Origin of the sequence: Corallococcus exercitus, assembly GCF_042231735.1 — a bacterium.
In the GTDB taxonomy this organism is placed as follows: Bacteria; Myxococcota; Myxococcia; order Myxococcales; family Myxococcaceae; genus Corallococcus; species Corallococcus exercitus_B.
Genome location: NZ_CP102577.1, coordinates 2960395 through 2983941, shown reverse-complemented (window position 1 = coordinate 2983941; position 23547 = coordinate 2960395). Strand labels below are relative to the sequence as shown.

The window sequence follows — 23547 nt, the reverse complement described above, 5'->3', positions numbered from 1 at the left end:
GGGGGAGGCATGGCCCGCATGCGAGGGACGGACGGGAAGACGGCCGCCGTGCGTCGGCCGCTTCAGCCGTGCACGGTGCGACTGTCGGCGGGCACGGCCGCCCGGTCCTTCAGGCAGTAATCCCTCACGACGTGCGCCACGCGCAGGCGGTAGTCGCTGAACACGCCCTCCCGGCCCTCGCGCTGGGCTTCACGGTGGGCCTCCAGGCGCCGCCATTCCGCTACCGCCGCCTCGTCGCGCCAGTACGACAGCGACAGCAGCTTTCCTGGCGCGCTCAGGCTCTGGAACCGCTCGATGGAGATGAAGCCATCGATGCCGGCCAGCAGCGGCCGCAGCTCCGCGGCGAGGTCCAGGTACCGCTGCCGATGATCCTCGTGTGCCCAGACCTCGAAAATGACGGCAATCATCGCAGTCCTCCCAGGACGCGGGTGTTGGTGGAAGCACGCCAGGTGACGGGGCCCGACAGCGGCGTCAGGTCCAGGCCGGTCGCGAGCACGCGCTCCGCCGCCGCCGTGGCCATCGCCGTCGCCAGCAGCGGCCCCGGACAGGCATGCGCGCCCAGGCCGAAGGTGAAGGTCTGACGACCCACGCGCCGGGGCAGGAAGGCATCGGGCTGGGGGTTCTCCAGCGGATCCCGATTCGCGGCGGCGAGCACGACGACCACGGTCGCACCGGCCTCCAGCTCCTGACCCGCGACGGTCTCCGTCGCATGGGTGAAGCGCCGCGTGTTCTGGACTGGCGACTCGTGGCGGGCCGCCTCCTGGACCACGTCGTCGAGCGTGCACTCGCCCCGGGAGAGCTGTTCCCGCAGCGCCGGCTCGCGAGCGATGGCTCGCAGCGTCGCTCCCAGGAGCCCGGCCGTCGCTTCATACGCCTGGGTGAGCAGGCCCACGGCGTTGGGAACGCGCAGTTCTTCCGCGCCAGGGCCTGACCTGAGCCGGGCCGTGAACGCGGTCCCAGGTATGGCCTGGAAACAGGCCGCCACGCGCTCGCTCAGCCTCGCCGCGCCCTCGCTGTTCACCGTGGGGCCGGCGACCGAGCGGACATAGGCCTCCACGTCCCGCACGCTCGCCTCCAGTGTGTCCTCCGGGAAGCCCAGCAGCGACCCCAGCACGAACACGGGAAGCTGGAGGGCCGCGTCCGGCAGCCGCGACAGGGACGGCGCCTCGAACAACTTCTCCGCCCACCGGTGGCTCTCTGCCTCCACCTCGCGCTGCGCCTCCGGCAGCGCGCGCGACAGGGTCTGCTTCACGGCCGGGTAGGGGCCTCCGTCGTTCATGCGCACCAGCCGTCCGAAAAGTGCTCCCGCGGCGGTGCCCGCCAGCTGCGGAGGCACCGGCTCCGCCTTCGGCCGGACCCGGCAGTGCTCGCTCGTGAGCACGGCTCGCACGGTGGCCGCGTCCGCCGCGATCCATGGGACGAAGCCGGGGATGCGGTGCAGTCCGCCTCGGGCGCGAAGCTCCGCGTAGTACGGGTAGGGGTCGGGGTGGGTGACGGCCTGATACGGGTCGGTGGGCGGTGTCATCGGTCCTTGCTTCCAGGCACTCTCCTCCCTCGGCCCTGACCGTGTGCTAGGAAATGGTTCGCCATGGACCGAACGATGAATGCAGGGCCGGACCTCACGACGCTGGCCGGAGCCGTGGGGGACGCCACGCGGATCCGGATGCTGGAGCTGCTCATGGAGGGGCGAGCACTCGTCGCCAAGGAGCTCGCGTTCGGCACGGGCGTCAGCCCCGCGACGGCGACCGCGCACCTCCATCGGCTGGAGCAGGCCCGGCTGATTCGCTCCACGAAGCAGGGACGCAACAAGGTGTTCCGCCTGGCCACGCCCACCGTGGCGCGGATGGTGGAAGCGTTGATGACCGTGGCGGTCCGGGGACCCCGCGCGTCAGCGACCCCGGAGCCCCTGCGGGCCGCGCGCTACTGCTACGACCACCTGGCGGGCCGGTTGGGCATGGGCATTACCGACGCGCTGCTTCGGGCCGGGCACCTGTCCCTCCGCCGGCGCGCCTTCATGCTCACCCCGAGCGGCGAGGCCTGGTTCCAGGACTTCGGCATCGACCTGGCGCCCGTGCGCGAACAGCGCCGCCACTTCGCCCACCGCTGCCTGGACTGGAGCGAGCGGCGAGACCATCTCGCGGGAGCGCTGGGCGCGGCGCTCGCCTCCCGGGTGTTCTCGCTGGGGTGGGTGGAGCGTCAGCCCGACTCCCGCGGCCTCATCGTCACGCCTGGAGGCCAGCGGGGACTCAAGCGTCACTTCGGCGTGACGTAGGCCGCGGCGGACGCGTCCGCGCGCTCCCTCGTGCGCTGGATGGCGACGGACACCGCCTCACCCACGACGCGGGAGAGGCCCTGGGCTTCCAGCGTCTTCAGCCCCGCCTCGGTGATGCCTCCAGGCGTCGCCACCTCCGCGATGAGCTGCGGCGTGGTGGCGTCGGGTTCGGCCAGCAGCTTCGCCGCGCCGATGAGCGTTCCCCTCGCGAGCGCCGCCGCCTCCGCCGCGTCCATCCCGTGCGCCATCGCGGCCTGGGCCAGCGCCTCCACGAACCGGAAGACATACGCGGGGCCCGTGCCGGACACGCCCGTGCACACCGTGAGCGCTTCCTCGGACACCCACAGCGGCCGGCCTGTCGCCGCGAAGAGGGACTCCGTGGCCCGCCGCGCGGTCTCCGTCACCCGCGTCCCGGGCGTCAGGGGCGTCACTCCCGCGCCCACGCGCACGGGCGTGTGGGGCATGGCGCGAAGGACGGAGATGCTGGAGGGCAGCGCCGCTTCCAGCTGCGCCAGCCGCACGTCCGCGGACAGCGACACCACGGTCTGCCCCGGCTCCAGCGCCGGGGAGATGAGCGCCATCAGCTCGCGCATCTGCGCCTGCCGGACCACCAGCAGGACCACCGGCGCGCCGCGCACCGCCTGCGCGTTGTCCGTGAAGACGTGCACGCCGTACCGGGAGCGCAGCTCCTCGGCGCGCTCGGACCGGCGAACGGTGACGCGGAGTTCGGACGGGCGCATGTGGCCGGAGCGCAGCAGCCCCTGGATGATGGCTTCGGCGAGCTTGCCGCCTCCGAGGAGGGCGACGGGTGTGGGAACGGGATGGGAGGCCATGGCCGGAGTCTACCCCTAGAGCTTCACGCCCACGGTGGTCCGAAGCTGCGTGTCCAGCGCCGGCACCGTCGCGGGCGGCGCGCTGTCGTAGGTGAGGTTGAAGCCGATGCCCACCGTGACCCGGGGGTTGGGCGTCACCGCGAACAGCGTCTCGTTGAGCACGCGCAGGTCGGAGGGGCGGGTGACGCGCGGCTGGAGGTAGACCGTCTCCACCAGGTGGATGTTCTCCATCAGCTTCACCCGGCCCAGCAGATAGCTGGACACGCGCGGATCCGTGTAGCGGTCTCCCGCGTCCGGCTCGCCGTCCTTGCGCAGCCGCTCGTGCTCCAGCATCAGCGCCACGCCGAAGGTGAGCCCCGTGGCGTCCTCGTTGAGCAGCACGAAGCGGGGGCCCGCGCCCAGCAGGGCCCGGAGCTGGAGCCGGCGGAACTCGTTGTACTCGTGCTGCGCGAAGACCTCGCCCGACACGCGCTCGGTGAGCACGCGCCGGTAGCGCACGTGCTCCAGCACCTGGCTGACGATGCGCTCACCGCTCGCGAACGAGTACTCGCCCCGGATGACGCCCAGCCAGACGTCGCGCTCGGAGCGCAGCTGGCCCACCAGCGAGCCGCGAATCGAGAACAGCTCCGTGCTGCCCGTGCGCCAGTCGCCGCCCAGCTCGATGGCCGCGGCCGGCCCCAGCTCCGCCTTCTCGTCGAAGAGCGCCTGCACGTTGACGATCTGTGCCGCCGCGCCGCTCGCGTGGAGCAGCACCACCAGCACCACCCACCCACCTCGCTTCAGGAGACCCATGCGCCACTGCTGTGCCTGCTCGGGCGCTCCTGTTCAACCCCGTTGTGCGGCGCCCGCCTGCGTCGGTCCAGCGCTTGACGGCAACACCAGAGCGGAGCATGCCTGCGCCGTTCCCCAGGCCCTTCCTTCGTCCGGAGTCCGCCCATGCAGGTCCACATCATCGATGCCTTCACCCGCACCGCCGGTGCAGGAAACCGCGCGGGCGTGGTGCTCGACGCCGCGGCGCTGGATGTCCCCACGATGCAGCGGACCGCCGCGGCCGTCAGCGCGTCGGAGACCGCCTTCCTCCTGTCCCGGCCCGGCGACGCCACGGTCCGCCTGCGCTACTTCACGCCCGTGGATGAGATTCCCTTCTGCGGCCACGCCACGGTGGCCACCTTCCACCTGCTCGCGGAGAAGGGGCTGCTGAAGAGCCCGGGGACGTACACGCTGGAGTGCCCCGGTGGCACGTTCGGCATCGAGCTGGAGCCCCAGGGCGCGCAGGGGACGCGCGTGTGGATCGCCACGCCCCCGCCGCCCGCGCAGCCCAACCCCGTGGCGCTGGAGCCGCTGATGGCCACGCTCGGCGGGACGGCCGCGCAGGTGGACCCGACGCTGCCGGTGATCCGCCAGGGCCACCGGCTGGTGGTGCCGCTCCGTCGGCTCGCGGACCTGGAGGCGCTGATGCCGCGAGGCGCCGCGATGAACGCGCTGCTGATGCCGCACGGCGTGCGGGGCGTCTACCTCTTCACCCGTGAAGCGAAGGAGGAGGGGAGCGTGGCCCAGGCGCGCTACTTCGTCCCGGGGTTCGGCATCCTGGAGGACCCCGTGACGGGCTCCGCCGCGGGGCCACTGGCGGCCTACCTGGCCGAGCACGGGAGCCTCCGGCTGCCCGAGCACGGCGGCACGGTGGCCGGCCGCATCGAGCAGGGCGACACGCTCGGCAAGCCGGGCCGCATCGACATCCAGGTCACCGGGCGGCCGGGCCACGTCGAGCGCGCCCGCGTCGGTGGGGTGGCCCTCACCGTGATGGACGCCACGCTGCTCGCGTAGCGAGGCTGCCGCCAATGACAGACAGCAGGGGACGAGCCTCCTGCCCTTGATGGCCCCGCGCGCACGGCTAACTTGGAGTTGGGATACTTCCATCCCCGCTTGAGTCACCGGTGTCATCCGGCGGCCGGGCGCCAGCCGGACTCCACCGGGGGAGGATGTCATGGCAACCGCTAACAAGAACCCGGGGGCGCAGGGGGGGCCCACTTCCTCGCCCGCCGTGAAGAGCGCCCAGGCCGACGTGCCGGGCGGCGGCTCGCAGGGCCAGGAGCCCAGGACGGGCGCCGGCATCACCCGCCGCGAGTCCTATGCACCGGCCATCGGCCGGGAGTCCATGCCCATGAGCCCGTTCGGGCTGCTGCGCCGGATGATGGAGGACATGGATCAGCTCTTCACCGGCTTCGGAGGCCGGGGCCTCGCCGCCAGGAGCGGCGTGCTGGACGAGGGCCTCTGGTCACCGCAGGTGGACGTGCTGGAGCGGAACGGAAACCTCATCGTGAAGGCCGACCTACCGGGCATGAAGCAGGAGGACATCCACGTCGAGCTGCTGAAGGACCTGCTCGTGATTGAAGGCGAGCGCACCTTCGAGGTGGAGGAGGAAGAGGAGGTCGAAGGGGTCTGGAGCCTGGAGCGCAGCACCGGTTCGTTCCACCGCGCCATCCCGCTGCCAGAAGGCATCGACACGGAGACGGTCCAGGCGACCTTCGAGAACGGCGTGCTGGAAATCTCCCTGAAGCTTCCGCAGGCCGAGCCGCGGGGCAAGCGCATCGAGGTGAAGGGGGGCGCGCGTGAGCAGGCCCGGATGAAGCCCGGGAAGCCCATCCACTGAGGGACGGGCGCGTGCTTCAGTGCGTGTGCCGGCGGCCCTCGTCCTGCACGACGGCCGCCGCCACCTTCTCCGCGGAGTCGCGCAGCTCCCACTCGAGCGGCGTATGCCAGGACTCGAAGGCGAACAGCTTTCGCATCAGCTTGCCGGCCTGATAGCCCGGGCGCAGCCCGATGGCGTCGAACATCCACGACAGCGCTTCATCCGCGAAGGTGTACCAGGCCTCCTCACCGCCCGTGGCCTCGACGGTGAGGTTCATCGTGGTGACGATGCCGTCCGCCAGCGCGAGCATCCGGATGTCGGTGTCCTCGGGGGCCGAGGGCAGGTCGCGCTTCAGCGCCTGGAAGTGGGCGTCCAGCTTGAACAGCCATTCGCGTGACCGCTCCAGCGCGTCGATCATGAGCTGGATGTTGTATTCCACGCTCATGTTCGGCGTGGGCTTCTGCCGGAAGAAGCGATGGCACCAGCAGTAGCCGCCGAAGCTCTCGTTGCCCAGGTACAGGCCCGTCTCCGTGTACCAGGGCCCCAGGTTCTGGTTGAGCATCCGCTGGATGTGCTTGGCCATCGTGTCGTGCTGCTCGTCCGTGAGCTTGCGCGTCCCCGGAGGCACGCGCGGTGCCAGGTATTCGCGCAGCAGGCGGATAAGCTTCTCCGGCTCATACCCATCCAGGCTGTCGCGGATGCGCAGCCAGTGGCCCAGGGCCGACCGGGTCATACGGCCGCCTCCGCCACGCGCGCCGCCGCGGCCCGGAGGACTTCCGGAGGAGGCGCCACCCAGGACTCGAAGACGAAGGCGGCGTCCAGCAGCTCCTCCGTGGCGTCCGACAAGGGCAGCCCCATCGCCTCGATGCACCACGACATGGCGTCCTGCGCGACCGAGTACCAGGTCTCCTCGCAGGACGTCGTCTCCGCCGTCAGGTCCACGGTCCGCACCAGCCCTTCCGCGAGCGCCTTCGCCCGGAGGGCCTTGTCGTCGGCCGCTGCCTCAAGCTGACGGCGCGCGGTCTGATACACGCCGTCCAGCGCATACAGAAACGCCCGGATCCGCTCCAGCGACGCCAACATGAGCTGGATGTTCTCATCCACGTCCGCCGTGTAATGCGGCGGGTTCTGGCGGAAGAACGAGTGGCACCAGCAGTAGCCCCCCAGCACTTCGTTGCCCAGGGGCAGGCCGCTCATGGTGTACCAGGCCCCCAGCTCGCTCTTGAGCAGGTCCTGGACGGCGTTCTGCGCCTGCTTGAGCCGGGCCACATGGATCCCGCCGGACCGCAACGGGGCCAGGACGTCCCGCAGCCGGGAGGCCAGTTGTTCTGGCGAATAGACATCCAGGCTGTCGCGGATGCGCCGCCACGTGAAAGCCGATGCGTCACCGTTCATGAAGACACCTCATTGGGGCACGGGGCGTCCGGCCCCGCGATGCTCCGGGCCAGCAGCCTTGCCAGCCGCGTGTAGTTCACCGCGTCTCCCGGACGCTTGGGCCACAGCACCACGGGCGCCAGCGGCGGCGTGGGCAGCCGGCCCCGGCGCAGCATGTATTCCAGCCACAGCCGCGCCGCGCGGGCGTTGCCGTCCGGGAAGGGGTGGAAGAAACACAGGTCCAGGTACAACCGCGTGGCATGCGCCACCGGATGGCGGTCCTCCCGCGCGTCCGCCTCCACCTTCTCGCGGAAGGCCGCCTCCAGGCCGGGCACGTGCGCGTACCGGTGCGCGCCGCCCCAAGCGAAGGCGTCCCCGGTGCGGAAGCCCGTGGGCCCGCCCAGCAGCTCCGACTGGACCTCCACCATCCGGGGGAAGGTCAGCGGCTCGCCCGCGTCCGCGAGCCGCCGCACCCGGGCCAGGGCCCGCTCGAAGCGCTCCGTCCGCGCCGTCCCCCGCGTTTCATGGGCCGGTGCGTCATGGCGGAGGAGGAAGTCCTCCTGGGCTCCCGTCTCCCGGAAGGGCTGCCTCGCCGCCGCCGCCAGGTCCGCCCGGAGCGAGGGCAGCGCCCAGTCCAGGGCGCTCGTGGCCTCCCGGTGGGGCGCGAGCTGCTCGGTGGAAGTGTGGACTTTCACTCGGGGTCCGGGGGGGAAACGGGGGCGGGAAGCCCAGCACGGACCGGTCCGGGTGACAAACACCCCGGACGCCGGGGCCCTCATGTGGGTCACGGAGTGGAGCCTGGGCGCACAATTGCGTAAACAAGCCGTTCTCGCAGGGAGAAGGCACTGAATGAAGACGTTCCTCGTGGTCAACCCGCGCAGCGCCAACGGGCAGACGGGGAAGCGATGGGTGGAGATCTCCGCGCAGGTGGGCAAGGTGCTCGGTGAGTTCGGGCACGGCTTCACCAGCGGCGGCATGGATGCGGCGCGTCTGGCGCGGCAGGCCATCGACGACGGCTATGAGTGCATCGTCGCGGTGGGCGGCGACGGCACCCTCAACGAGGTCACCAACGGCTTCTTCCGCGACGGGCAGGTCATCAACCCCCAGGCCACGCTGGCCCTGCTGCCCCGGGGCACCGGCGGCGACTTCCGCCGCACCTTCGGGTGGGACCTGGAGCTGACGTCCGCGCTGGAGCGGCTGCGCACGGAGAAGACGGAGCCCTTCGACGTGGGGCGGCTGGAGTTCATCGACAACGACGGCAACCCGGCCACGCGCTTCTTCGCCAACATCGCCTCGTTCGGCGTGAGCGCGGTGGTGGCCCGCGAGGTGAACCAGGGCAGCAAGGCGCTGGGCGGAAACCTGAGCTTCATGTGGGGCACCGTGAAGGGCCTCCTGAAGTACCAGGAGCGCCAGGTGCGCCTCACGGTGGATGGCGGCACGCCGGAGACGGTGAGCGTCACCGCGGTGGCGGTGGCCAACGGGCGCTACTTCGGCAGCGGCATGTTCGTCGCGCCCGACGCGGTGACGCACGACGGCCTCTTCGACGTCACCATCTGGTCCAACTACGGACTGTCCGACTTCGTGCTCAAGTCCAAGGGCGTCTACAACGGCGACCACGTCACCTGGAAGGGCACGCGGCGGCTGCGCTGCCGCACGATCCACGCGGAGTCGGAGGACGGCGACGTGTTCCTGGACGTGGACGGCGAGACGCCGGGCCGGCTGCCGTGCACCATGACGATGTTGCCCGGCGCCATCCGCCTCAAGGTCTAGCGCCGGAGCGGGGCGGGCGCGGCGCGTCCTCCACCGGCGCGCCCGCGCTGGCGTGGGAGGCGGGCGTGGGGCGGTACCAGCTGGTCTGTCCAATCAGGTGCCGCGTGAAGCCATCCTCCACCAGGGGCGAGGCCTCCGCGGCGCCCAGCACCAGGTAGCCATCCGCGTGGAGCATCCGCCGCACGCGGGCGAGCACCGCGCGCCGGGTGGGCACGTCCCAGTAGATCATCACGTTGCGAAGGAAGACGAGGTCCACGGGCGCTTCCGGTGGGAAGTCGTCCATCAGGTTGAGCGGCCGGAACTCCACCGGCCTGCGGACCTGTTCGCTCAGCCGCCACCCGTCTCGCTCCTGGTGGAAGTAGCGCTGGCGCAGCTCGGGCGTCAGGCCCCGGTGGATCTCCTGCGCGTCGTAGCGGGCCTCGCTGGCGCGCACGAGCGCGCGGGTGGAGAAGTCGGTGGCGAGGATGCGCACCGTCCATCCGGTGATCAGCAGCCCGGCCTCCGCCAGCGTCATCGCCACGCTGTAGGGCTCCTGGCCGTAGGCGCACGCCGCGCACCAGATGCGCAGCGTCCGCGTGCGGGAGCGCTTCGCCAGCAGGGCGGGCAGGACCGTGGTGCGCAGGGCGTCGAACACGGGCGCGTCGCGGAAGAAGGCCGTCTCGTGGTTGGCCAGCGCCTCCGCCAGCCGCTGGTGGAGCGGGCTGCTCTCCGGCTGTGAGCGCAGCCGCGCGACGAGGGAGGAGAGGTCCGGCAGGCGCTCCTCGCGCATGAGCGACGTGAGCCGCGTCTCCACCAGCGCGTACGTGTCGGGCTCCAGCACGAGCCCGGAGCGGCGCAGCACGCGCTGCCGCAGGTACGCGAAGTCGTCGGGAAGCAGGGACATGCTCAGGTCCTCCGTCCGCGCGGATCCACGCGCCGCGCCAGCTCCAGGGCCAGCGCGTCCAGGGGCACCACCGCGTCCGCGAGCCCCGCCTGCTCCACCGCGCCCGGCATGCTGCCGATGACGCAGCTGGCCTGGTCCTGCACCACCACCTGACCGCCTGCCTCGCTCACCTTGCGGCAGCCGCGCAGCCCGTCCTGGCCCATGCCGGTGAGCACCACCGCCAGCACCCCCGCGCCGTACACCTCCGCCGCCGAGCGGAAGAGCAGGTCCACCGCCGGACGGCACGCGTTCTCCGCCGGCCCCTGGTGCGTGAGCAGCCGCACGCCCGTCGCGTCCCGGTACATGGCCAGGTGGAAGTCGCCGGGAGCGACCCATACCGAGCCAGGCTGCACGGACGCACCCGTCACGGCCTCGCGCACGCGGAGCGGGCTCACGCCCTGCAACCGCTCCGCGAGCAGCCGCGTGAAGAGGGGAGGCATGTGCTGCACGACGAGCACCGGCACCGGCAGGTCCGCGGGCAGCGCGGACACCACGCGCACCAGCGCGCCCGGCCCCCCGGTGGACGCGCCGATGACGATGGCCTCCACCCGCGCGGGCACCTGCGGCCGGAGCTGGGGCGCGCGCGTCACCGGGAACAGCGCCGCCGTGGCGGAAGGGGGCCGGACGTTGAGCGCCTTGAGCTTGCGCACCAGCTCGTCGCGCACGGCCTCCACCGTGACGTTCATCCCGCCCGCGGACGTGGGCTTCGTCACGTAGTCGCGCGCTCCCAGCGCGAGCGCCTCCAGGGTCAGCATGCCCGCGCGTTCGGTGAGCGCGCTGAACATCACCACGGGCAGGTCCGGGTCGCGCTGGCGCAGCAGCTTCAGCGTCGCCAGCCCGTCCAGCTCCGGCATCTCCAGGTCCAGCAGCACCACGTCCGGCTGGAACTGCTCCACCTTCGCCAGCGCGATGCGTCCGTTGGGCGCGGTGGCGACGACCTCCAGGCCTGGGTCGGCGCCCAGGAGCAGCGACACCTGCCGCCGCACCACGGCCGCGTCGTCCACCACCAGGACCCGGATGGGATTCATTCGCACCCGCGTCACCGGACCGCGTGCGCGACCGGGCAGCGGCCCGCGGGGGCGCTGTTGGCCGTATCGCCATACACCTCGTGGCGCGGCCGGCTGGCGAGGATGGCGCTCGCGCCCCAGTCCGTCACGCGGTGGAAGGCCTCGGACGCGATGAAGGCGTCGAAGCCCTCGCGGCTGTGCCACTCGGAGACGATGAGGTAGCGCCCTGGTGCTCCCACGCTCTTGAACAGCTCCGTGTGCGCGTGCGCCGGCAGCGTCCGCATCGCCTCCAGGACGAGCGCGAACTTCCGCTCGAAGGCCTCCGCCTTGCCCTCCCGCACTTCGTAGTTCATGCCGATGGTGACCATGCGTCACCTCCTTGTCTGTCCTTCACTCGAGCCAGACCCGGACGTGGCGGTCGCACTCGTCCAGGTGGAACAGCTCCGACGGCCGCAGCCCCGCCGCGACCGCCGCCGCGCCGATGGCGACCGGATCCAGGCCCCGCGCCGCGAGCTTCCGCGGCAGGTCCTCCGGCAACAGGTCCTCCAGGTGCGCCGTCACGTCCGCGCGGAACGTCAGCGCGACACGCGTGTTCCCCCCTTCTGTCACGCGGACCTTCAGGTAGCGCGCGGTGCCCTCCACCCGCGCCTCGGGCGGCGACGGCGGAGGCGGGAGCGACGGGGCGCGGGCCTCGTCCAGCAGCGGGCCCCACGCGATGGGTGCATCCAGCACGTCCAGGTGGCGCACCAGCCCGTGGAACGCGCGCAGGACGAACAGCAGCGACGCGGGCCCGGCCGCGCGGAAGTTCCAGCGGTGTGGGCCCAGCGCCTCGGTGAGCCGCTCTCCCAGCCGCCAGCTCCTCGCGTGGAAGGGACCGTCGAGGAGGAAGGGCTCCAGCAGCACGCGGCTGACGGCGGGCAGCGCTTCCGCCATGGGCTCCAGCAGCTCCGGCGTGAAGCCCAGCATCACCCACGCGGACAGCAGCTGCTCCGGGTGCGGCGTGGTGTTCGGACACCGGAGGAGGGAGATCAACCGCCCCAGCCCCACCGCCAGCTCCGGCGGCAGCGGCTTCACGCAGCCGAAGTCGAGCACTCCCAACACAAGCTTGCCGTCCGGCTCCCGGGACACGCGGTAGTTGCCCGGGTGCGGATCCGCGTGGAGCGCGCCCCAAGAGAAGCAGCCGTGGAGGAACAGCCGGACCAGCGTGGTGGACAGCGCCCGGCGGTCCGCTTCGCACCAGCGCCAGCCATCCGCGAGCGAAGCGCCCTCCACCCAGCTCATCACCAGCAGGTCTTCGCGGGTGAGCGCGTCCACCGGCACGGGGACGACGACGCCCGGCACGTCCGCCATGCGCGCGCCCGCGTCCCGCAGGGCCTGGGCCTCGTGGTGGTAGTCCAGCTCGCCCTGGAGCATCCGGGCCAGCTCGTGGCGGTAGGCGGACATGTCCAGCTTCCCGCGCCAGCCGCCCAGCGGCGCGGCCAGCCATCCCAGCGCGCGCAGATCATCCCGCACGGCCTCCGCGATGCCCGGATGCCGCAGCTTCACCGCCACGGCGCGCCCGTCGCGCAGCAAGCCCCGGTGCACCTGGCCCAGCGACGCGGCGATGCCCTCGCCCTCCAGCGACGTGAACACCTCCTGCCACGGCCGGCCCAGCCGTCGGGAGATCTCCGCCAACGCGTCCTCCGGCGCGAGCGGGGAGGGCGCCTCCGCGAGCGAGCCGAACCCCGGCGCTTCCGCGCCCAGCTCCGAGAGCGTGAGCACCTGGCCTACCTTCTGGGGCAACCCCCGCAGGCCCAGCAGCCGCTGGGTCAGCTCGCGCCGCGCGCGCTCCTCGTCCTGGGGACGGGACACCCGCCGCAGGCGCGTGGAGGCGCGGGCCACCCGGCCCAACTCCCACCACCGCTTCAATCCGGTCCGCACGTGCCGTGGCTCCCAGGGCTTGCAGCTGCCCGCGCTACTTCGTCCGCGTCTGCTTGTCCGTGGTGTCCAACTGCACGACCAGCCGCTGCAGCGACTGCGCCATATGCGCCAGCTCCACCGCGGAGCGCTGCGTGCTGCCCGCGCCCTCGGTGGTGCTGCGCGCGGCCTCGGCCACGGCGGCCATGTTCTCGGAGATCTGCTGGCTGCCCTTGGCGGCCTCGCCCACGTTGCGCAGGATTTCGCCCGCGGTCGCCGTCTGCTCCTCCACCGACGAGGCGATGGACGTCTGCAATTCATTGATGCGGCCGATGGTGGCGCCAATCTCCAGGATGGCGTTGACCACCTCCTCGGTGTCGCCCTGGATGGTGCCGATCCGCTGGCCGATGTCCTCGGTGGCGCGGGCCGTCTCGCGCGCCAGCTCCTTCACCTCGTTGGCTACCACCGCGAAGCCCCGGCCCGCCTCGCCCGCGCGCGCCGCCTCGATGGTCGCGTTGAGCGCGAGCAGGTTGGTCTGCTGCGCGATGGAGGTGATGACCTTGATGACCTTGCCGATGTCCTGGCTGCTGGTCCCCAGCTTGCCGACGAGGCTGGAGGTCGTGTCCGCCAGCTTGACGGCGGACGACGCGACCTTGGCCGCGGTGCTCGCGTTGCGGGCCACCTCGCGGATGTTCGCGTTGACCTCCTCCATGCCGGACGCGACGCTCTGCACGTTGCGGCTGACCTGTTCGGCGCCGGCGGAGACCTGGGTGGCCTGCGCGGCGGTCTCCTGCGCGTTGCTCACCATCTGCTGGCTGACGCTGGACAGCTCCTGCGACGACGCCGCGAGCGTCTGCGAGTGCTGCGTCACCTCCTGGAAGATGCCGCGCAGCGTGCTGTCCAGGTCCTGCTCGCGCTGCTGCACGGCGAGCTTCTCCGTGATGAGCTCCCACGTCACCATGGGGCCCAGGTAGCGGCCCTGGCCGTCGTACACCGCCGTCACCAAGAGGTCCGCGACCTCCGGCCCGATGGGGATGTTCGCGCGCACCGGCAGGTTCTTGTCGTTGGACAGGATCTTCCGCTGGTACGCCGAGTCGCGGTGGAAGATGTCGATGGTGGCCCCCAGCACCCGGTCCGCGCTGACGGGCAGGTGCTTCTCCACCCGCTGCAGCAGCCGGCGCGAGGCGGGGTTCAGGTAGACGATCTTCAGGTCCTTGTCGGCCGCCATCACGCAGGTGGGCGCGTTCTCCAGCATGGCCCTCAGGCGCGCCATCTCCGTGTCCACGCGCTGCTGATCCGTGATGTCCGTCCACGTCACCACGTAGCCGGTGAGCACTCCGCCCCGGCCCTCGATGCCGTCGACGTGGACCTTGAGCAGGGTGGGGCCCACCGCGAAGGTCGTCTCGTACGGCAGCCCCGAGGGCGTGCCCAGCCGGTCCTCCTCCAGCCGCAGCTGATGTTCGAAGTGGCCGAGGAAGTCGCTGCCCACCGCGTCCCCCGCGCCGTCGCTGATGCGCTCGATGGCCTCCGTGGCGACCGTGTTGGTGAAGACGATGCCCAGGTCCGCGTCCAGGACGAACAGGTTGACCCGCGCCGCGTTGAGCAGCGTCTCGTTGAGGGCGCCTTCGAGCGGCGTGACCACGCGCCGGCGGGAGGAGCGGGCCGCGGGCACGGACGCCACGGCGACCCGGCGTCCCTCCGTGCGGGGGGCACGCGCCGGGGCGCGCTTCGCGGCGGGCCGGGAGGCGGACCTCGGCGCGGGCCTGCTGACGGGTTCCTCCCGCGGCGTCCCCACCGCCGCCAGCAGCTCCCGGGCGACGGGGCCCGGGACGTCCAGCTCATCCAGCACGGTGGCCAGGTGCTCGGCGACGCGCTCGAGGTGGTGGGGCTTGAGCGCCATCCGCGCGTGCACCTCGTGCATCGACGGGCCGCGATAGGCGGCGGGGCCGCCCAGGTGCTGGGTGAGGAACGCGACCATCTGGCGCTGCAGCGGGACCAGGTCCGCGCGGCGGAAGAAAGGCTTGAGCAGCGCGTCCGTCATCACCCGCGCGTAGAGCTTCTGCACGGCGGCCGTCAGGGGGGCCTTGCCGCCCAGGCGCTGGAAGAGGGTGGTTTTCACGGCGGGCGCGGTCGGGCGGGCCATCAGCGGGACTCCTGGGGAAGCACGGGGAAGGAAGGGGAGGCGGAGGCGCTGGACGCAGGCGCGAGCCCGTCCACCACCGCGTCCGCGGACAACACGAGCAGCAGCCGGTCCGGCAGCGCATGGACGCCCAGCAGCAGCGAGCGCAGGGGCCCACGCAGGTTGTCCGGCAGCGGCGCCAGGTCCGACTGTTCGAAGGGGAGGATGTCGCCAATGGCATCCACGCGAAGGCTCACCGCGCCTTCGTCGCCACGCAGGACGACGTGAGGCGCGTCCGTGGGGGCGGTGCCGTCGGGCAGGTCCAGGCGGCGGCGCAGGTCGATGGCGGGGACGATCTGCCCGCGCAGGTTGAGCAGCCCCGCGACCTCCGGAGGCGCACCGGGCACGCGCGTGAGCGGGGGCGGCAGCAAAATCTCCTGCACGCGTTCGATGTCCAGGCCGAACAGGTGGTCGCCCACCTGGAACGAGCACAGCTGGCGGAAGGCGCTCATGGCGCACCGCCCGTCAGCAACTCCGGGTGCACGGCGCGCACGGTGCCCTCCACGTCCAGGAACTCGGTGGCGCGGCTCTGCACCACCATGGAGCCCAGCACGCCCGGGCGGCGCGTCTCGCGCTGGAGCGAAATCTCCACCTCCGCGACGTCGAGGATGGCGTCCACCACCAGCCCCACGCGCGTGTCCGCGTGCGTGGCGACGACGACGGACAGTGACTCGCCGAACGCGACCTGGAGGTTCTGCGTGAGCCGCTCCGTCGCGCCGGGCCTCGCCTCCAGCACGGAGGCCACGCGCACCAGCGGCAGCAACTGGCCGTGGTAGCGCGCCATCTCCATGCCCCCGCTCAGCCGCTCCACGTCCGACGCGGGCAGCTCCTCCAGCCGAGCCACGCGGGACAGCGGAATGGCCACGCGGCCCTCCGCGCCGGTGCGGCACAAGAGCACCCGCTCGCGCGCGTCCTCGGGACGAGGCTCCTGGGGAACGGCTTCGGGAACGACGACCTGGGCCTGCGCCTCGGCGGCGGTGCCCACGCGGCGGCCCAGCCCCATGGCGTCCAGGATGAGCGCCACGCGCCCGTCGCCCAGCACCGTCGCGCCCGCGTAGCAGGCCAGCCCCTTCAGGTGCTTCCACAGCGGCTTGACGACGATCTCCTCCGTGTCGTGGATGGCGTCCACCCACAGCCCGAAGGTGCGCTCCCCGGCCTGCAGCACGACGATGGTGGCGCCGTCGTCCAGCGCCGGCGTCGCGGGCCCCACGCCCAGCTCGGAGGCCAGCACCACCAGCGGCAGCAGCTCTCCCCGCAGCCGGAGCACGCACGCGCCCTGGATGCGGGTGATGTCCCTGCGGGCCTGCGCCGGCTCCAGCCACACGACCTCCCGCAGGGAGGCCTGCGGCAGCGCGTAGCGGTCGCCCCGGCACGTCACGAGCAGCGCCGGGATGATGGCCAGCGTGAGGGGAATCTTCAGGGTGAACGTCGTGCCCTGACCGGGCCGGCTGTGCACCTCCACGGTGCCGCCGATGCGCTCCACCTGCGTGCGCACCACGTCCATGCCCACGCCCCGGCCGGACAGCGACGTGACGCGCTCCGCGGTGCTGAAGCCCGGCATGAAGATGAGCATCAGCGCGTCCGCGTCCGGAAGCCGCGCCGCCTGGTCGGCCGTGAGCAGGCCCCGCTGCACCGCCACCTGCCGCACGCGCTGCACGTCGATGCCCGCCCCGTCGTCGGACATGCCCAGGTGCACGAGCCCGCCCTCGTGCGACGCGCTCAGCGTCAGGCACCCCACGGGCGGCTTGCCCGCTTCGCGGCGCTGCTCGGGCGTCTCCACGCCGTGGTCCACGGCGTTGCGCAACAGGTGGGTGAGCGGATCATGCAGCGCCTCCACCAGCGTCTTGTCCAGCTCCGTGTCCGCGCCCTGGAGTCGCAGCCGCACCTGCTTGCCGCACCCGTGCGCCAGCTCGCGCACGAGCCGGGGGAAGCGGTTCCAGACCTGACCCACCGGCTGGAGCCGCGTCTTCATCACCACCTGCTGCACCTGCGTGGTGACGGCGTCCAGCCGCTGCGACGCGGTCATCAGGTCCGCGCCCGGCGTGGGCGAAGCGGCGCACTGGAGGATGCGGTTGCGCGCCAGCACCAGCTCGCCCATCAGGTTCATCAGCCGGTCCAGCAGCGCCACGTCCACGCGCAGCTTGGAGTCCACGCCGGTGGCGGCGCCGCGCCAGGGCAGGGCGCCCGGGGGCGTCAGGGGCTCGGAGACCTCCAGCGGTGCGTTCGCCGTCGCCGCGCCCTCCATGCGCGCGAGCAGCGCGGAGTGGTCCACCGCGGGCTCCAGCCCCGTCGCCTCGATGTGCTCCAGCGCCGCGCGCGCCGCGTCCGCCAGCGCCAGCAGCGTGGACACGCGCTCGCGGTCCAGCACCAGGCGCCGGTCGCGCGCCAGGCCGAGCAGCTCCTCCGCGGCGTGCATCAGCGCCTCCAGGCGGGTGAAGCCCAGGAAGCCGCAGGTGCCCTTCACGGTGTGCAGGCTGCGGAACAGCTGCGCCAGCAGCGGCTGCGAGCCCGGCTGTGCCTCCAGCTCCAGCACCGTCGCCTCGATGCTCTGCACGTGCTCACGGGACTCGACGAGGAACTCCCGCATCACGTCGTCCCAGCCCGGAGTTTCACTCACGGACAGGACGCCCTTTGACGGAAGTCCACAATGGCTGTATGTCTTTGATGATACGGATGTGACTGGCGCTGCCCATGGGCAACGGCCCCCCCGACCCACAAGACTTTCGGAGTCGAAGGCCCAGCATCCCCCAACGTCAACGGCGTGAAAGCTGTCCCGGAGGGAAGGCGTCCTGGTCAGAAGAACAGGCGGAGCAGGTCGTACCGCGTCTCCGCTCCCAGCTTCCGGAGCAGGTTCGCCTGATGGAATTTTACGGTGCGCTCGGTAATCCCTAACACGGTCGAGATGTCAGTGGGCGAGCGGCCGAGCGCGAGATAGCGCAACACATCGCCTTCCCGCTCCGACAGCCGCGCGTCGCTCGCCATGCGTCGCACCTTCGCCTCGAAGAGGCCGCTGAGCGTGGCGTCGCCGATGGTGTGCACGCTGACGCGCGCGGTGCCGGCGCCCGTGGGCGTGGCGGTAACGACCTCGTAGCCATCGCTGTGCGTGGAGGCCTGCCGCACGATGGTGTGGGGCCAGGACGCGGGGGACGTCGCCGTCAGCGGGCAGTCCAGGCAGGGCGCGTCGCGGTGGGCGAAGGCGCCGAAGCAGGGCCGGCCCACCATCTCCTCCTGCTGCGCGTGCCCGGAGGTCCACACCGCCTTGAGCGTCCCGAACGACGCCAGCTCGGTGGAGATTTCGTAGTTCAGGTCCTGGTGGGGCCCGGAGGCGCGGGATGGCTCGGCGCCCACGGTGCGCTCCGGGACGGAGAGGGACGGTGACGCGCGCGTGATGATGGCCACCAGCCGCAGCGGCGGCTGGCCCACGGCGGCCACGTCCAGCTCCACCGACAGCCGCTCGCCGTCGCGCGTGAGCACCTCCGTCTCCAGCCGGTGCTCGGCGCTGGTGAAGATGGCCCGCAGCGCCCGTCCCACCTCGCGACCGTGCTCGCGCGGCGTGCACACCTCCGTCCAGCGCCGCCCCAGCAATTCCTCGCGGGGCCGGCACAGCAGCGACGTGAACGCTCCGTTCGCCAGCTCGATGCGCCCGCGCCGGTCCATCACGACGATGGGCCGCGTGTCCCGCTCGGCGAGCAGGGATGCCGTCAACGACCAGTCCATGAAGCCCCCCAGCCGTTGCAACCACGGTCAAGCTTTACAGATGTAATGCCAGAATCCTCGGTTTGACTATCTTACCGCGCTCCGACTGCGTTTGCATTTGGACACCCCGCCAATCACAGACCGTCGCGTTGGGAGGGCGACAGGCCGTGCGTGCCCGTCCGCCTGGGGGGCGTGCCAGAAACCTGGAACGTCGCCCCGATTCCAGGCAACCTGCTGCATCGCATGGACGCCGGGGTTACTCCCTGGGTCCCACCTCGGTTTTCCGCCCTGGGAGAGGAGCTGAACGCATGAGCGCATCGCGACGACCCGCGCAGTTCGACCTCTTCACCGGCGCGGTGGAGGAGCCGCCCGTGTCCTCGCGGCGCCGGACCCAGCCGGTGGGGCCCGCCGAGCCGTCCGACAGTCTGCGCATGCTGGGCGAGCAGCTTCCCCAGGGCGTCTACCTGGGCACGTCGTCGTGGACCTTCCCGGGCTGGACCGGCCTCGTCTACGACCACGAGGCCAGCACGACCCAACTGGCGCGCGAGGGCCTGGCCGCCTACGCGCACCACCCGGTGCTGCGCACGGTGGGCATCGACCGGACGTTCTACGCGCCGGTGCCGGCGGCCACCTTCGCCGAGTACGCCCAGCAGGTGCCGGACGGCTTCCGCTTCCTCGTGAAGGCCCACGAGGCCTGCACGCTGGCGCGCTTCCCCGTGCACGAGCGCTACGGCGCGCACCGGGGGCAGGTGAACGACCGGTTCCTCCAGGCGGCCTACGCGGTGGACCACGTGGTGGCGCCGTTCCTGGAGGGGCTGGGCGACAAGGCCGGCCCGCTCGTCTTCCAGTTCCCGCCGCAGGACCCCGCGGCGCTGGGCGGCGCGGGCCGCTTCGTGGAGCGGCTGCACGCGTTCTTCTCCGCGCTGCCGAAAGGCCCGCTGTACGCGGTGGAGGTCCGCAACGAGGAGCTGCTCACGGAGGGCTTCGCGCAGGCGCTCGCGGACACGGGCGTGAGCCCGGTGCTCGCGGTGTGGGCCCACATGCCGCCCGTCGCGCGGCAGGCGAAGCTCACGCGCGCCTTCGAGGCCCGCGCGGTGGTGGTGCGCTGGATGCTGCCGCCGAACCTCGGCTACGAGGAGGCCTACGCCCGCTACGCGCCCTTCAACCGGCTGGTGGACGAGGACGTGGGCACCCGCGACGTGCTGGCCCGCGTGTGCATGGCGGCCGTGCGGCGCGAGCGTCCCGTCTTCGTGACCATCAACAACAAGGCGGAAGGCAGCGCCCCCCTGTCCGCCGTCCGGCTCGCGGAACGCGTCGTGTCACACAAGGAGGAGGGCGGCCAGCGAGGCGTCGCTCACGCAACATGACTTGCGCGCGAGCACGGCGCTTGCTTACGTGAAAGGCCATGAAGGCGATGACCCTGGCTGCCCTGCTGATGCAGATGACCTCCGCCGGTGGTGCCGGCTCGGAAGGCAAGCGGGCGGGCAACCACGTCAACGAGGCGAACACCCACCACGAGGGCGCGGTGAAGGACGAGATCTCCTCGCTCAAGGGGGAGATCACCAGCCTCAAGGAACAGTTCCGGCTCGCGCGCGAGCGCCAGCGCCTGGCGGCAGAGGAGAAGCAGCGCCAGGAGGAGGCCCGCTACGGTGTCACGCCGAAAGCCACTCCCGCCCCTGCCGCCGGAGGGTCCGGAGCCCCCGCCCACGCCCGATGAGCTGGGAGCGGTAGAAATTCCGGTCGATGGGAACCTCGACCTGCATCTCTTCCAGCCTCGCGAGGTGAAGGAGCTCGTCGCCGAGTACCTCTGGGCCTGCCGCCAGAAGGGCGTGCTGGACGTGCGCATCATCCACGGCAAGGGGACGGGCGCGCTGCGGCGCACCGTGCAGTCCCTGCTGCCCACGCTGCCAGAAGTGGAAAGCTTCCAGACCGCCTCCGAGGCGGACGGAGGCTGGGGCGCGACGTGGGTGCGGCTCAAGCCCCTGTGACGGGGCCCGCGGCCGGGGGCTTCAGGACAGCCAGAAGTACGCGGAGGCGATGAGGGTGCGCTTCTCCGTCACGCGCCCCTTGTTGGCCAGCTCCGCCAGCTGCCGGTCCTTGGACGCGTAGCGCTTCTCCTCTTCGTTGCGCAGCGACGCCAGCTTGCGGCGGTAGTCGCGCTCCAGGCGGTCCGAGTGCGCCCGCGCTTTCGCGCGTTCCGCGACGTCCTCGATGCCGGAGACGTCCTTGCGCGCGTCGAACCACGCCTGGCGGGCGGCCTCCACCACCTCGCGCGACTCCATCAGGCAGTCCTCGACGTAGCGGTCCGCGCGCTCCTTGGCCTTGTCCAGCTCCAACGCGTTGCGCCGTTCCGCAGCCCGAATCAGCTCATCCTTGGCGGTCATGAGCGACTGCTCTTGCATGAGCTGGACCGACACCGGCGCGGGCTGCCGCCGCTTCTCTTCCTTGGCGTCGAGCTTCGTGAAGTGGACACCGTCCGTCAGCGGCAGGGCGCGGAAGCCGCCGTCCCGGTCCTTCACCAGCACCAGGTGGACCAGCTTCTCCTCGGGCTTCAGGCCCGTGGTCTCGAACTTGTAGACGAACCACCAGCCCTCGCTGCCGGCCAGCCGCGCCAGCCGGGAGGGGAGACCCGCCGCGTCCAGCTGCAGGTAGCTGACGGAGTCCTGGGTGCGGTCGCGCACCGCGTAGGCGGCCTTGGCCACCTGGAGCCGTCCGGAGGTGCGGCTGCCCAGCACGGAGCCGGTGAGCGCCTTCGCCTCCTGCTGGCGCTTGGCCACCACCTCCTTGGCCGCGTCTCCCGCCACGCGCAGCCGGCGGCGCACGTCGCCGTCGAAGCGCTCCAGCACCACCGAGCGCATCGACGTCATGCGCTGGTTGATGCTGCCCTCCAGCTCCTCGCGCAGCTTGTCGAAGGCGACGTTGATGTCCTTCGGGTCGCGGCAGGACTGGTAGATGTCCAGCACGCGGCGCTCGAAGTCGACGCCGCTCTCCAGCGCGCCCAGGATTTCGTCGGACGCGCCGAACACGCCGTCGAAGAGGTTGAGCTTCTTCTCCAGCAGCTCGAACAGGCGCGCGTCCGCCGCGTTCTGCCGGTTGAGGAAGTTCACCACCAGCACGTCGCGCTGCTGGCCGTAGCGGTGGCACCGGCCGATGCGCTGCTCCACGCGCTGCGGGTTCCACGGCAGGTCGTAGTTCACCACCAGGTTGCAGAACTGGAGGTTGAGGCCTTCGGCACCGGCCTCCGTGCAGATGAGGATCTGCGTCTTGTGGCGGAACTCCTCCACCAGCGCCCGGCGCTCCTCGGGCGTGCCCCCCGCGTCGCCGGAGAGCAGGGAGATCTTGTCCTTGTAGCCGTGCTCCGACAGCAGGTTGAAGAGGTACTGCTGCGTGCGCTTGGACTCCGTGAAGATGAGCGCCTTCTCCGGCCAGGAGTGCGTGCGCATCACCGCGAAGGTGCGGTCCAGGGCGCGCTTGAGCGCCTCACCCTTGGCGTTGATGCGGATGGAGTCCGCGAGGTCCGCGTACTGGCGCAGCTCCCAGACCTCCTGCTCCAGCGTGCGGACCTGGGGGGCCTTGGCGGGGTCGTCGGACCACTCCTCGCCTTCCTCCACGAACTGCTTGGCCTCTTCCGGCTCGAAGAGCGACAGGGCCTGCTGCCCCAGCCGCGCGGCCGTCAGGCGCTTCTCCAGGTTCTCCGACAGCCGCCGCAGCGTGGGCGCGATGGCGAACGTGGAGGAGGCCAGGAGCTTGCGGTAGCACAGCGTCAGGAGCGTCTTCTTGCCCGGCTCGATGGCCGCGGCCTCCGAGCGCTGCAGGTACTCACTGACCTTCTCGTAGAGGTCGTGCTCCTGGGGGGACGGGTGGAAGTCCTCCACGATGCTGCGGCGGTTGGTGTAGCGGACGTATTCGCGCACCTGCCGGCGCAGCGTGCGCTGCACCACCGGGGCCAGCCGCTCCTTGAGCTCGCACGCGGCGGCCTCCGTCATGCCGCCGCCCTCGTCGGCGCGGTAGCGGCTGCGGAAGGCGTGCTCGGGGCCCAGGATCTGCTCGTCCAGGAGCGACATCAGGCCGAACAGCTCCATCAGGTCGTTCTGGAGCGGGGTGGCGGTGAGCAGCAGCTTGGGGCGGCCCGCCAGCGACGCGCGCAGCGCCTGGCCCGTCTTGTTGTTGGCCCGGTGCGCGTTGCGCAGGCGGTGGGCCTCGTCGATGATGACCAGGTCCCAGGGAATCTCCGACACGAGCGCGGACTTGTTCGCCGCGAACGGGTGCGAGCAGATGACGGGGAAGGGCTGGTCGAAGCAGTTGTTGTGCTTCTTCACGTCGCGGCCGTCGACGAGGACGCTGTCCAGGTCGAACTTCTCGCGCAGCTCCGCGTTCCACTGGGCGCGCAGCACCGCCGGGGCCAGGATGAGGATGCGGTTCTTGCCCTCGGCCATGAGCTGGGCGACGACGAGGCCCGCCTCGATGGTCTTCCCCAGGCCCACCTCGTCCGCGAGCATGCAGCCGCCGCGCGACAGCGCGTCCAGCGCGAACATCGCCGCTTCGACCTGGTGGGGGTTGAGGTCCACCTTCGCTTCGGCCAGCGCGTTGGCCAGCCGCTGCTGCGTGTCACCGCTGCGCGCCAGCAGCTCCTCGGCGAGGAGCCGCTCGTGGAAGGGCGTCAGCCCCGCCTCCACCAGCTCCTCCGCGGCCCGGGCCGCGACGGCCGCGGCGTCCGCTTCCACTTCCAGCTTCAAACCCCTCGCGACCTCCGCCAAGTCCCGCCTCCCGTCCGGTTTGGAGCGTGCGCGCGTGCGCGCGAACAGTTGAGGCGCGCCATTCTGGGCAGCGATCGGCATCTGTAAAGGGGGTCCTCCCCGAGGCCGAAAACTCGGCCTCCGCGCGATTGGCAAGCGTGGCGTTCGGCGAAACGCCACGCGCGTGCGCGCGTGCGGGAAGGTCTCAAAGGGCTTGACGAATGCGACGGGAC

At 71.6% G+C, this 23547-nt stretch carries 23 protein-coding genes; 7 read left to right on the top strand and 16 right to left on the bottom strand.

What is annotated here, in order from left to right:
- Positions 1 to 62: 62 nt before the first annotated feature.
- Complete coding sequence (locus NR792_RS11300) at positions 63 to 407, bottom strand: antibiotic biosynthesis monooxygenase family protein (RefSeq protein ID WP_375760071.1); 345 nt, start codon at positions 405 to 407, stop codon at positions 63 to 65.
- A complete protein-coding gene (locus NR792_RS11295) occupies positions 404 to 1525 on the bottom strand; it encodes a cytochrome P450 (RefSeq protein WP_375760070.1) in 1122 nt (373 codons plus the stop codon). Before NR792_RS11295 ends, NR792_RS11300 begins: the two co-directional genes overlap by 4 nt.
- A gap of 63 nt (positions 1526 to 1588) precedes the next feature.
- Between NR792_RS11295 and NR792_RS11290 the strand changes: the two genes are divergently transcribed.
- Positions 1589 to 2272: an ArsR/SmtB family transcription factor gene (locus NR792_RS11290; protein WP_375760069.1), complete on the top strand. Its 684-nt coding sequence runs from the start codon at positions 1589 to 1591 to the stop codon at positions 2270 to 2272.
- Here NR792_RS11290 and proC read toward each other — a convergent pair.
- On the bottom strand, positions 2254 to 3105 hold the full coding sequence (proC, locus tag NR792_RS11285; RefSeq protein WP_375760068.1) for a pyrroline-5-carboxylate reductase: 852 nt from the start codon (positions 3103 to 3105) through the stop codon (positions 2254 to 2256). The two genes, NR792_RS11290 and proC, sit on opposite strands and share 19 nt — an antisense overlap.
- A 15-nt stretch (positions 3106 to 3120) precedes the next feature.
- Positions 3121 to 3897 carry a YdiY family protein gene (locus NR792_RS11280; protein WP_375760067.1) on the bottom strand — a complete coding sequence of 259 codons (777 nt, stop codon included), beginning with the start codon at positions 3895 to 3897 and terminating at the stop codon, positions 3121 to 3123.
- 144 nt (positions 3898 to 4041) lie between these two features.
- Between NR792_RS11280 and NR792_RS11275 the strand changes: the two genes are divergently transcribed.
- The gene (locus tag NR792_RS11275) at positions 4042 to 4929 is read left to right on the top strand and encodes a PhzF family phenazine biosynthesis protein (protein ID WP_375760066.1); all 888 of its coding nucleotides are present in this window, start codon (positions 4042 to 4044) and stop codon (positions 4927 to 4929) included.
- A gap of 160 nt (positions 4930 to 5089) precedes the next feature.
- Positions 5090 to 5755, top strand: a complete 666-nt coding sequence (locus NR792_RS11270; protein ID WP_375760065.1) for an Hsp20/alpha crystallin family protein — start codon at positions 5090 to 5092, stop codon at positions 5753 to 5755.
- Positions 5756 to 5771: 16 nt separating this feature from the next.
- Here the strand turns inward: NR792_RS11270 and NR792_RS11265 are convergent, their stop codons facing one another.
- Genes NR792_RS11265 through NR792_RS11255 form a run of 3 tightly spaced genes read right to left on the bottom strand, consistent with a single transcriptional unit; the run spans position 5772 to position 7803 of the window.
- Positions 5772 to 6467: a hypothetical protein gene (locus NR792_RS11265; RefSeq protein ID WP_375760064.1), complete on the bottom strand. Its 696-nt coding sequence runs from the start codon at positions 6465 to 6467 to the stop codon at positions 5772 to 5774.
- A complete protein-coding gene (locus NR792_RS11260) occupies positions 6464 to 7129 on the bottom strand; it encodes a hypothetical protein (RefSeq protein ID WP_375760063.1) in 666 nt (221 codons plus the stop codon). The genes NR792_RS11265 and NR792_RS11260 overlap by 4 nt, the downstream gene beginning before the upstream one ends.
- Positions 7126 to 7803, bottom strand: a complete 678-nt coding sequence (locus NR792_RS11255) for a Fic family protein (protein ID WP_375760062.1) — start codon at positions 7801 to 7803, stop codon at positions 7126 to 7128. Before NR792_RS11255 ends, NR792_RS11260 begins: the two co-directional genes overlap by 4 nt.
- A gap of 154 nt (positions 7804 to 7957) precedes the next feature.
- On the opposite strand from NR792_RS11255, the gene NR792_RS11250 reads away from it, so the two are divergent.
- Positions 7958 to 8878: a diacylglycerol/lipid kinase family protein gene (locus NR792_RS11250; RefSeq protein ID WP_375760061.1), complete on the top strand. Its 921-nt coding sequence runs from the start codon at positions 7958 to 7960 to the stop codon at positions 8876 to 8878.
- Here NR792_RS11250 and NR792_RS11245 read toward each other — a convergent pair.
- The 8 genes from NR792_RS11245 to NR792_RS11210 form a co-directional block, all read right to left on the bottom strand.
- Positions 8868 to 9761: a CheR family methyltransferase gene (locus NR792_RS11245; RefSeq protein WP_375760060.1), complete on the bottom strand. Its 894-nt coding sequence runs from the start codon at positions 9759 to 9761 to the stop codon at positions 8868 to 8870. The two genes, NR792_RS11250 and NR792_RS11245, sit on opposite strands and share 11 nt — an antisense overlap.
- Before the next feature lie 2 nt (positions 9762 to 9763).
- Entirely contained in the window at positions 9764 to 10828 is a 1065-nt protein-coding gene (gene cheB / locus NR792_RS11240; RefSeq protein ID WP_375760059.1) for a chemotaxis-specific protein-glutamate methyltransferase CheB, read from the bottom strand.
- An 11-nt stretch (positions 10829 to 10839) separates the two neighbouring features.
- Entirely contained in the window at positions 10840 to 11175 is a 336-nt protein-coding gene (locus tag NR792_RS11235; RefSeq protein WP_375760058.1) for an antibiotic biosynthesis monooxygenase family protein, read from the bottom strand.
- A 22-nt stretch (positions 11176 to 11197) separates the two neighbouring features.
- Positions 11198 to 12727 (bottom strand): ABC1 kinase family protein, encoded by a 1530-nt coding sequence (locus tag NR792_RS11230; protein ID WP_375760057.1) that lies wholly within the window; start codon positions 12725 to 12727, stop codon positions 11198 to 11200.
- 34 nt (positions 12728 to 12761) lie between these two features.
- The gene (locus NR792_RS11225; protein WP_375760056.1) at positions 12762 to 14846 is read right to left on the bottom strand and encodes a methyl-accepting chemotaxis protein; all 2085 of its coding nucleotides are present in this window, start codon (positions 14844 to 14846) and stop codon (positions 12762 to 12764) included.
- Positions 14846 to 15334: a chemotaxis protein CheW gene (locus NR792_RS11220; RefSeq protein ID WP_375760055.1), complete on the bottom strand. Its 489-nt coding sequence runs from the start codon at positions 15332 to 15334 to the stop codon at positions 14846 to 14848. Before NR792_RS11220 ends, NR792_RS11225 begins: the two co-directional genes overlap by 1 nt.
- Positions 15331 to 17499 (bottom strand): chemotaxis protein CheA, encoded by a 2169-nt coding sequence (locus tag NR792_RS11215; RefSeq protein WP_375760054.1) that lies wholly within the window; start codon positions 17497 to 17499, stop codon positions 15331 to 15333. Before NR792_RS11215 ends, NR792_RS11220 begins: the two co-directional genes overlap by 4 nt.
- Before the next feature lie 176 nt (positions 17500 to 17675).
- The gene (locus tag NR792_RS11210; protein ID WP_375760053.1) at positions 17676 to 18599 is read right to left on the bottom strand and encodes a PAS and helix-turn-helix domain-containing protein; all 924 of its coding nucleotides are present in this window, start codon (positions 18597 to 18599) and stop codon (positions 17676 to 17678) included.
- Positions 18600 to 18886: 287 nt separating this feature from the next.
- On the opposite strand from NR792_RS11210, the gene NR792_RS11205 reads away from it, so the two are divergent.
- The 3 genes from NR792_RS11205 to NR792_RS11195 are packed head-to-tail and all read left to right on the top strand — an operon-like array spanning position 18887 to position 20566.
- Positions 18887 to 19945: a DUF72 domain-containing protein gene (locus tag NR792_RS11205; protein WP_375760052.1), complete on the top strand. Its 1059-nt coding sequence runs from the start codon at positions 18887 to 18889 to the stop codon at positions 19943 to 19945.
- Positions 19946 to 19983: 38 nt separating this feature from the next.
- Complete coding sequence (locus NR792_RS11200; RefSeq protein WP_375760051.1) at positions 19984 to 20295, top strand: hypothetical protein; 312 nt, start codon at positions 19984 to 19986, stop codon at positions 20293 to 20295.
- The gene (locus NR792_RS11195) at positions 20228 to 20566 is read left to right on the top strand and encodes a Smr/MutS family protein (RefSeq protein WP_375760050.1); all 339 of its coding nucleotides are present in this window, start codon (positions 20228 to 20230) and stop codon (positions 20564 to 20566) included. Before NR792_RS11200 ends, NR792_RS11195 begins: the two co-directional genes overlap by 68 nt.
- A 21-nt stretch (positions 20567 to 20587) precedes the next feature.
- Here NR792_RS11195 and NR792_RS11190 read toward each other — a convergent pair whose 3' ends face one another.
- On the bottom strand, positions 20588 to 23308 hold the full coding sequence (locus NR792_RS11190; RefSeq protein WP_375761601.1) for an SNF2-related protein: 2721 nt from the start codon (positions 23306 to 23308) through the stop codon (positions 20588 to 20590).
- Positions 23309 to 23547 lie beyond the last annotated feature (239 nt).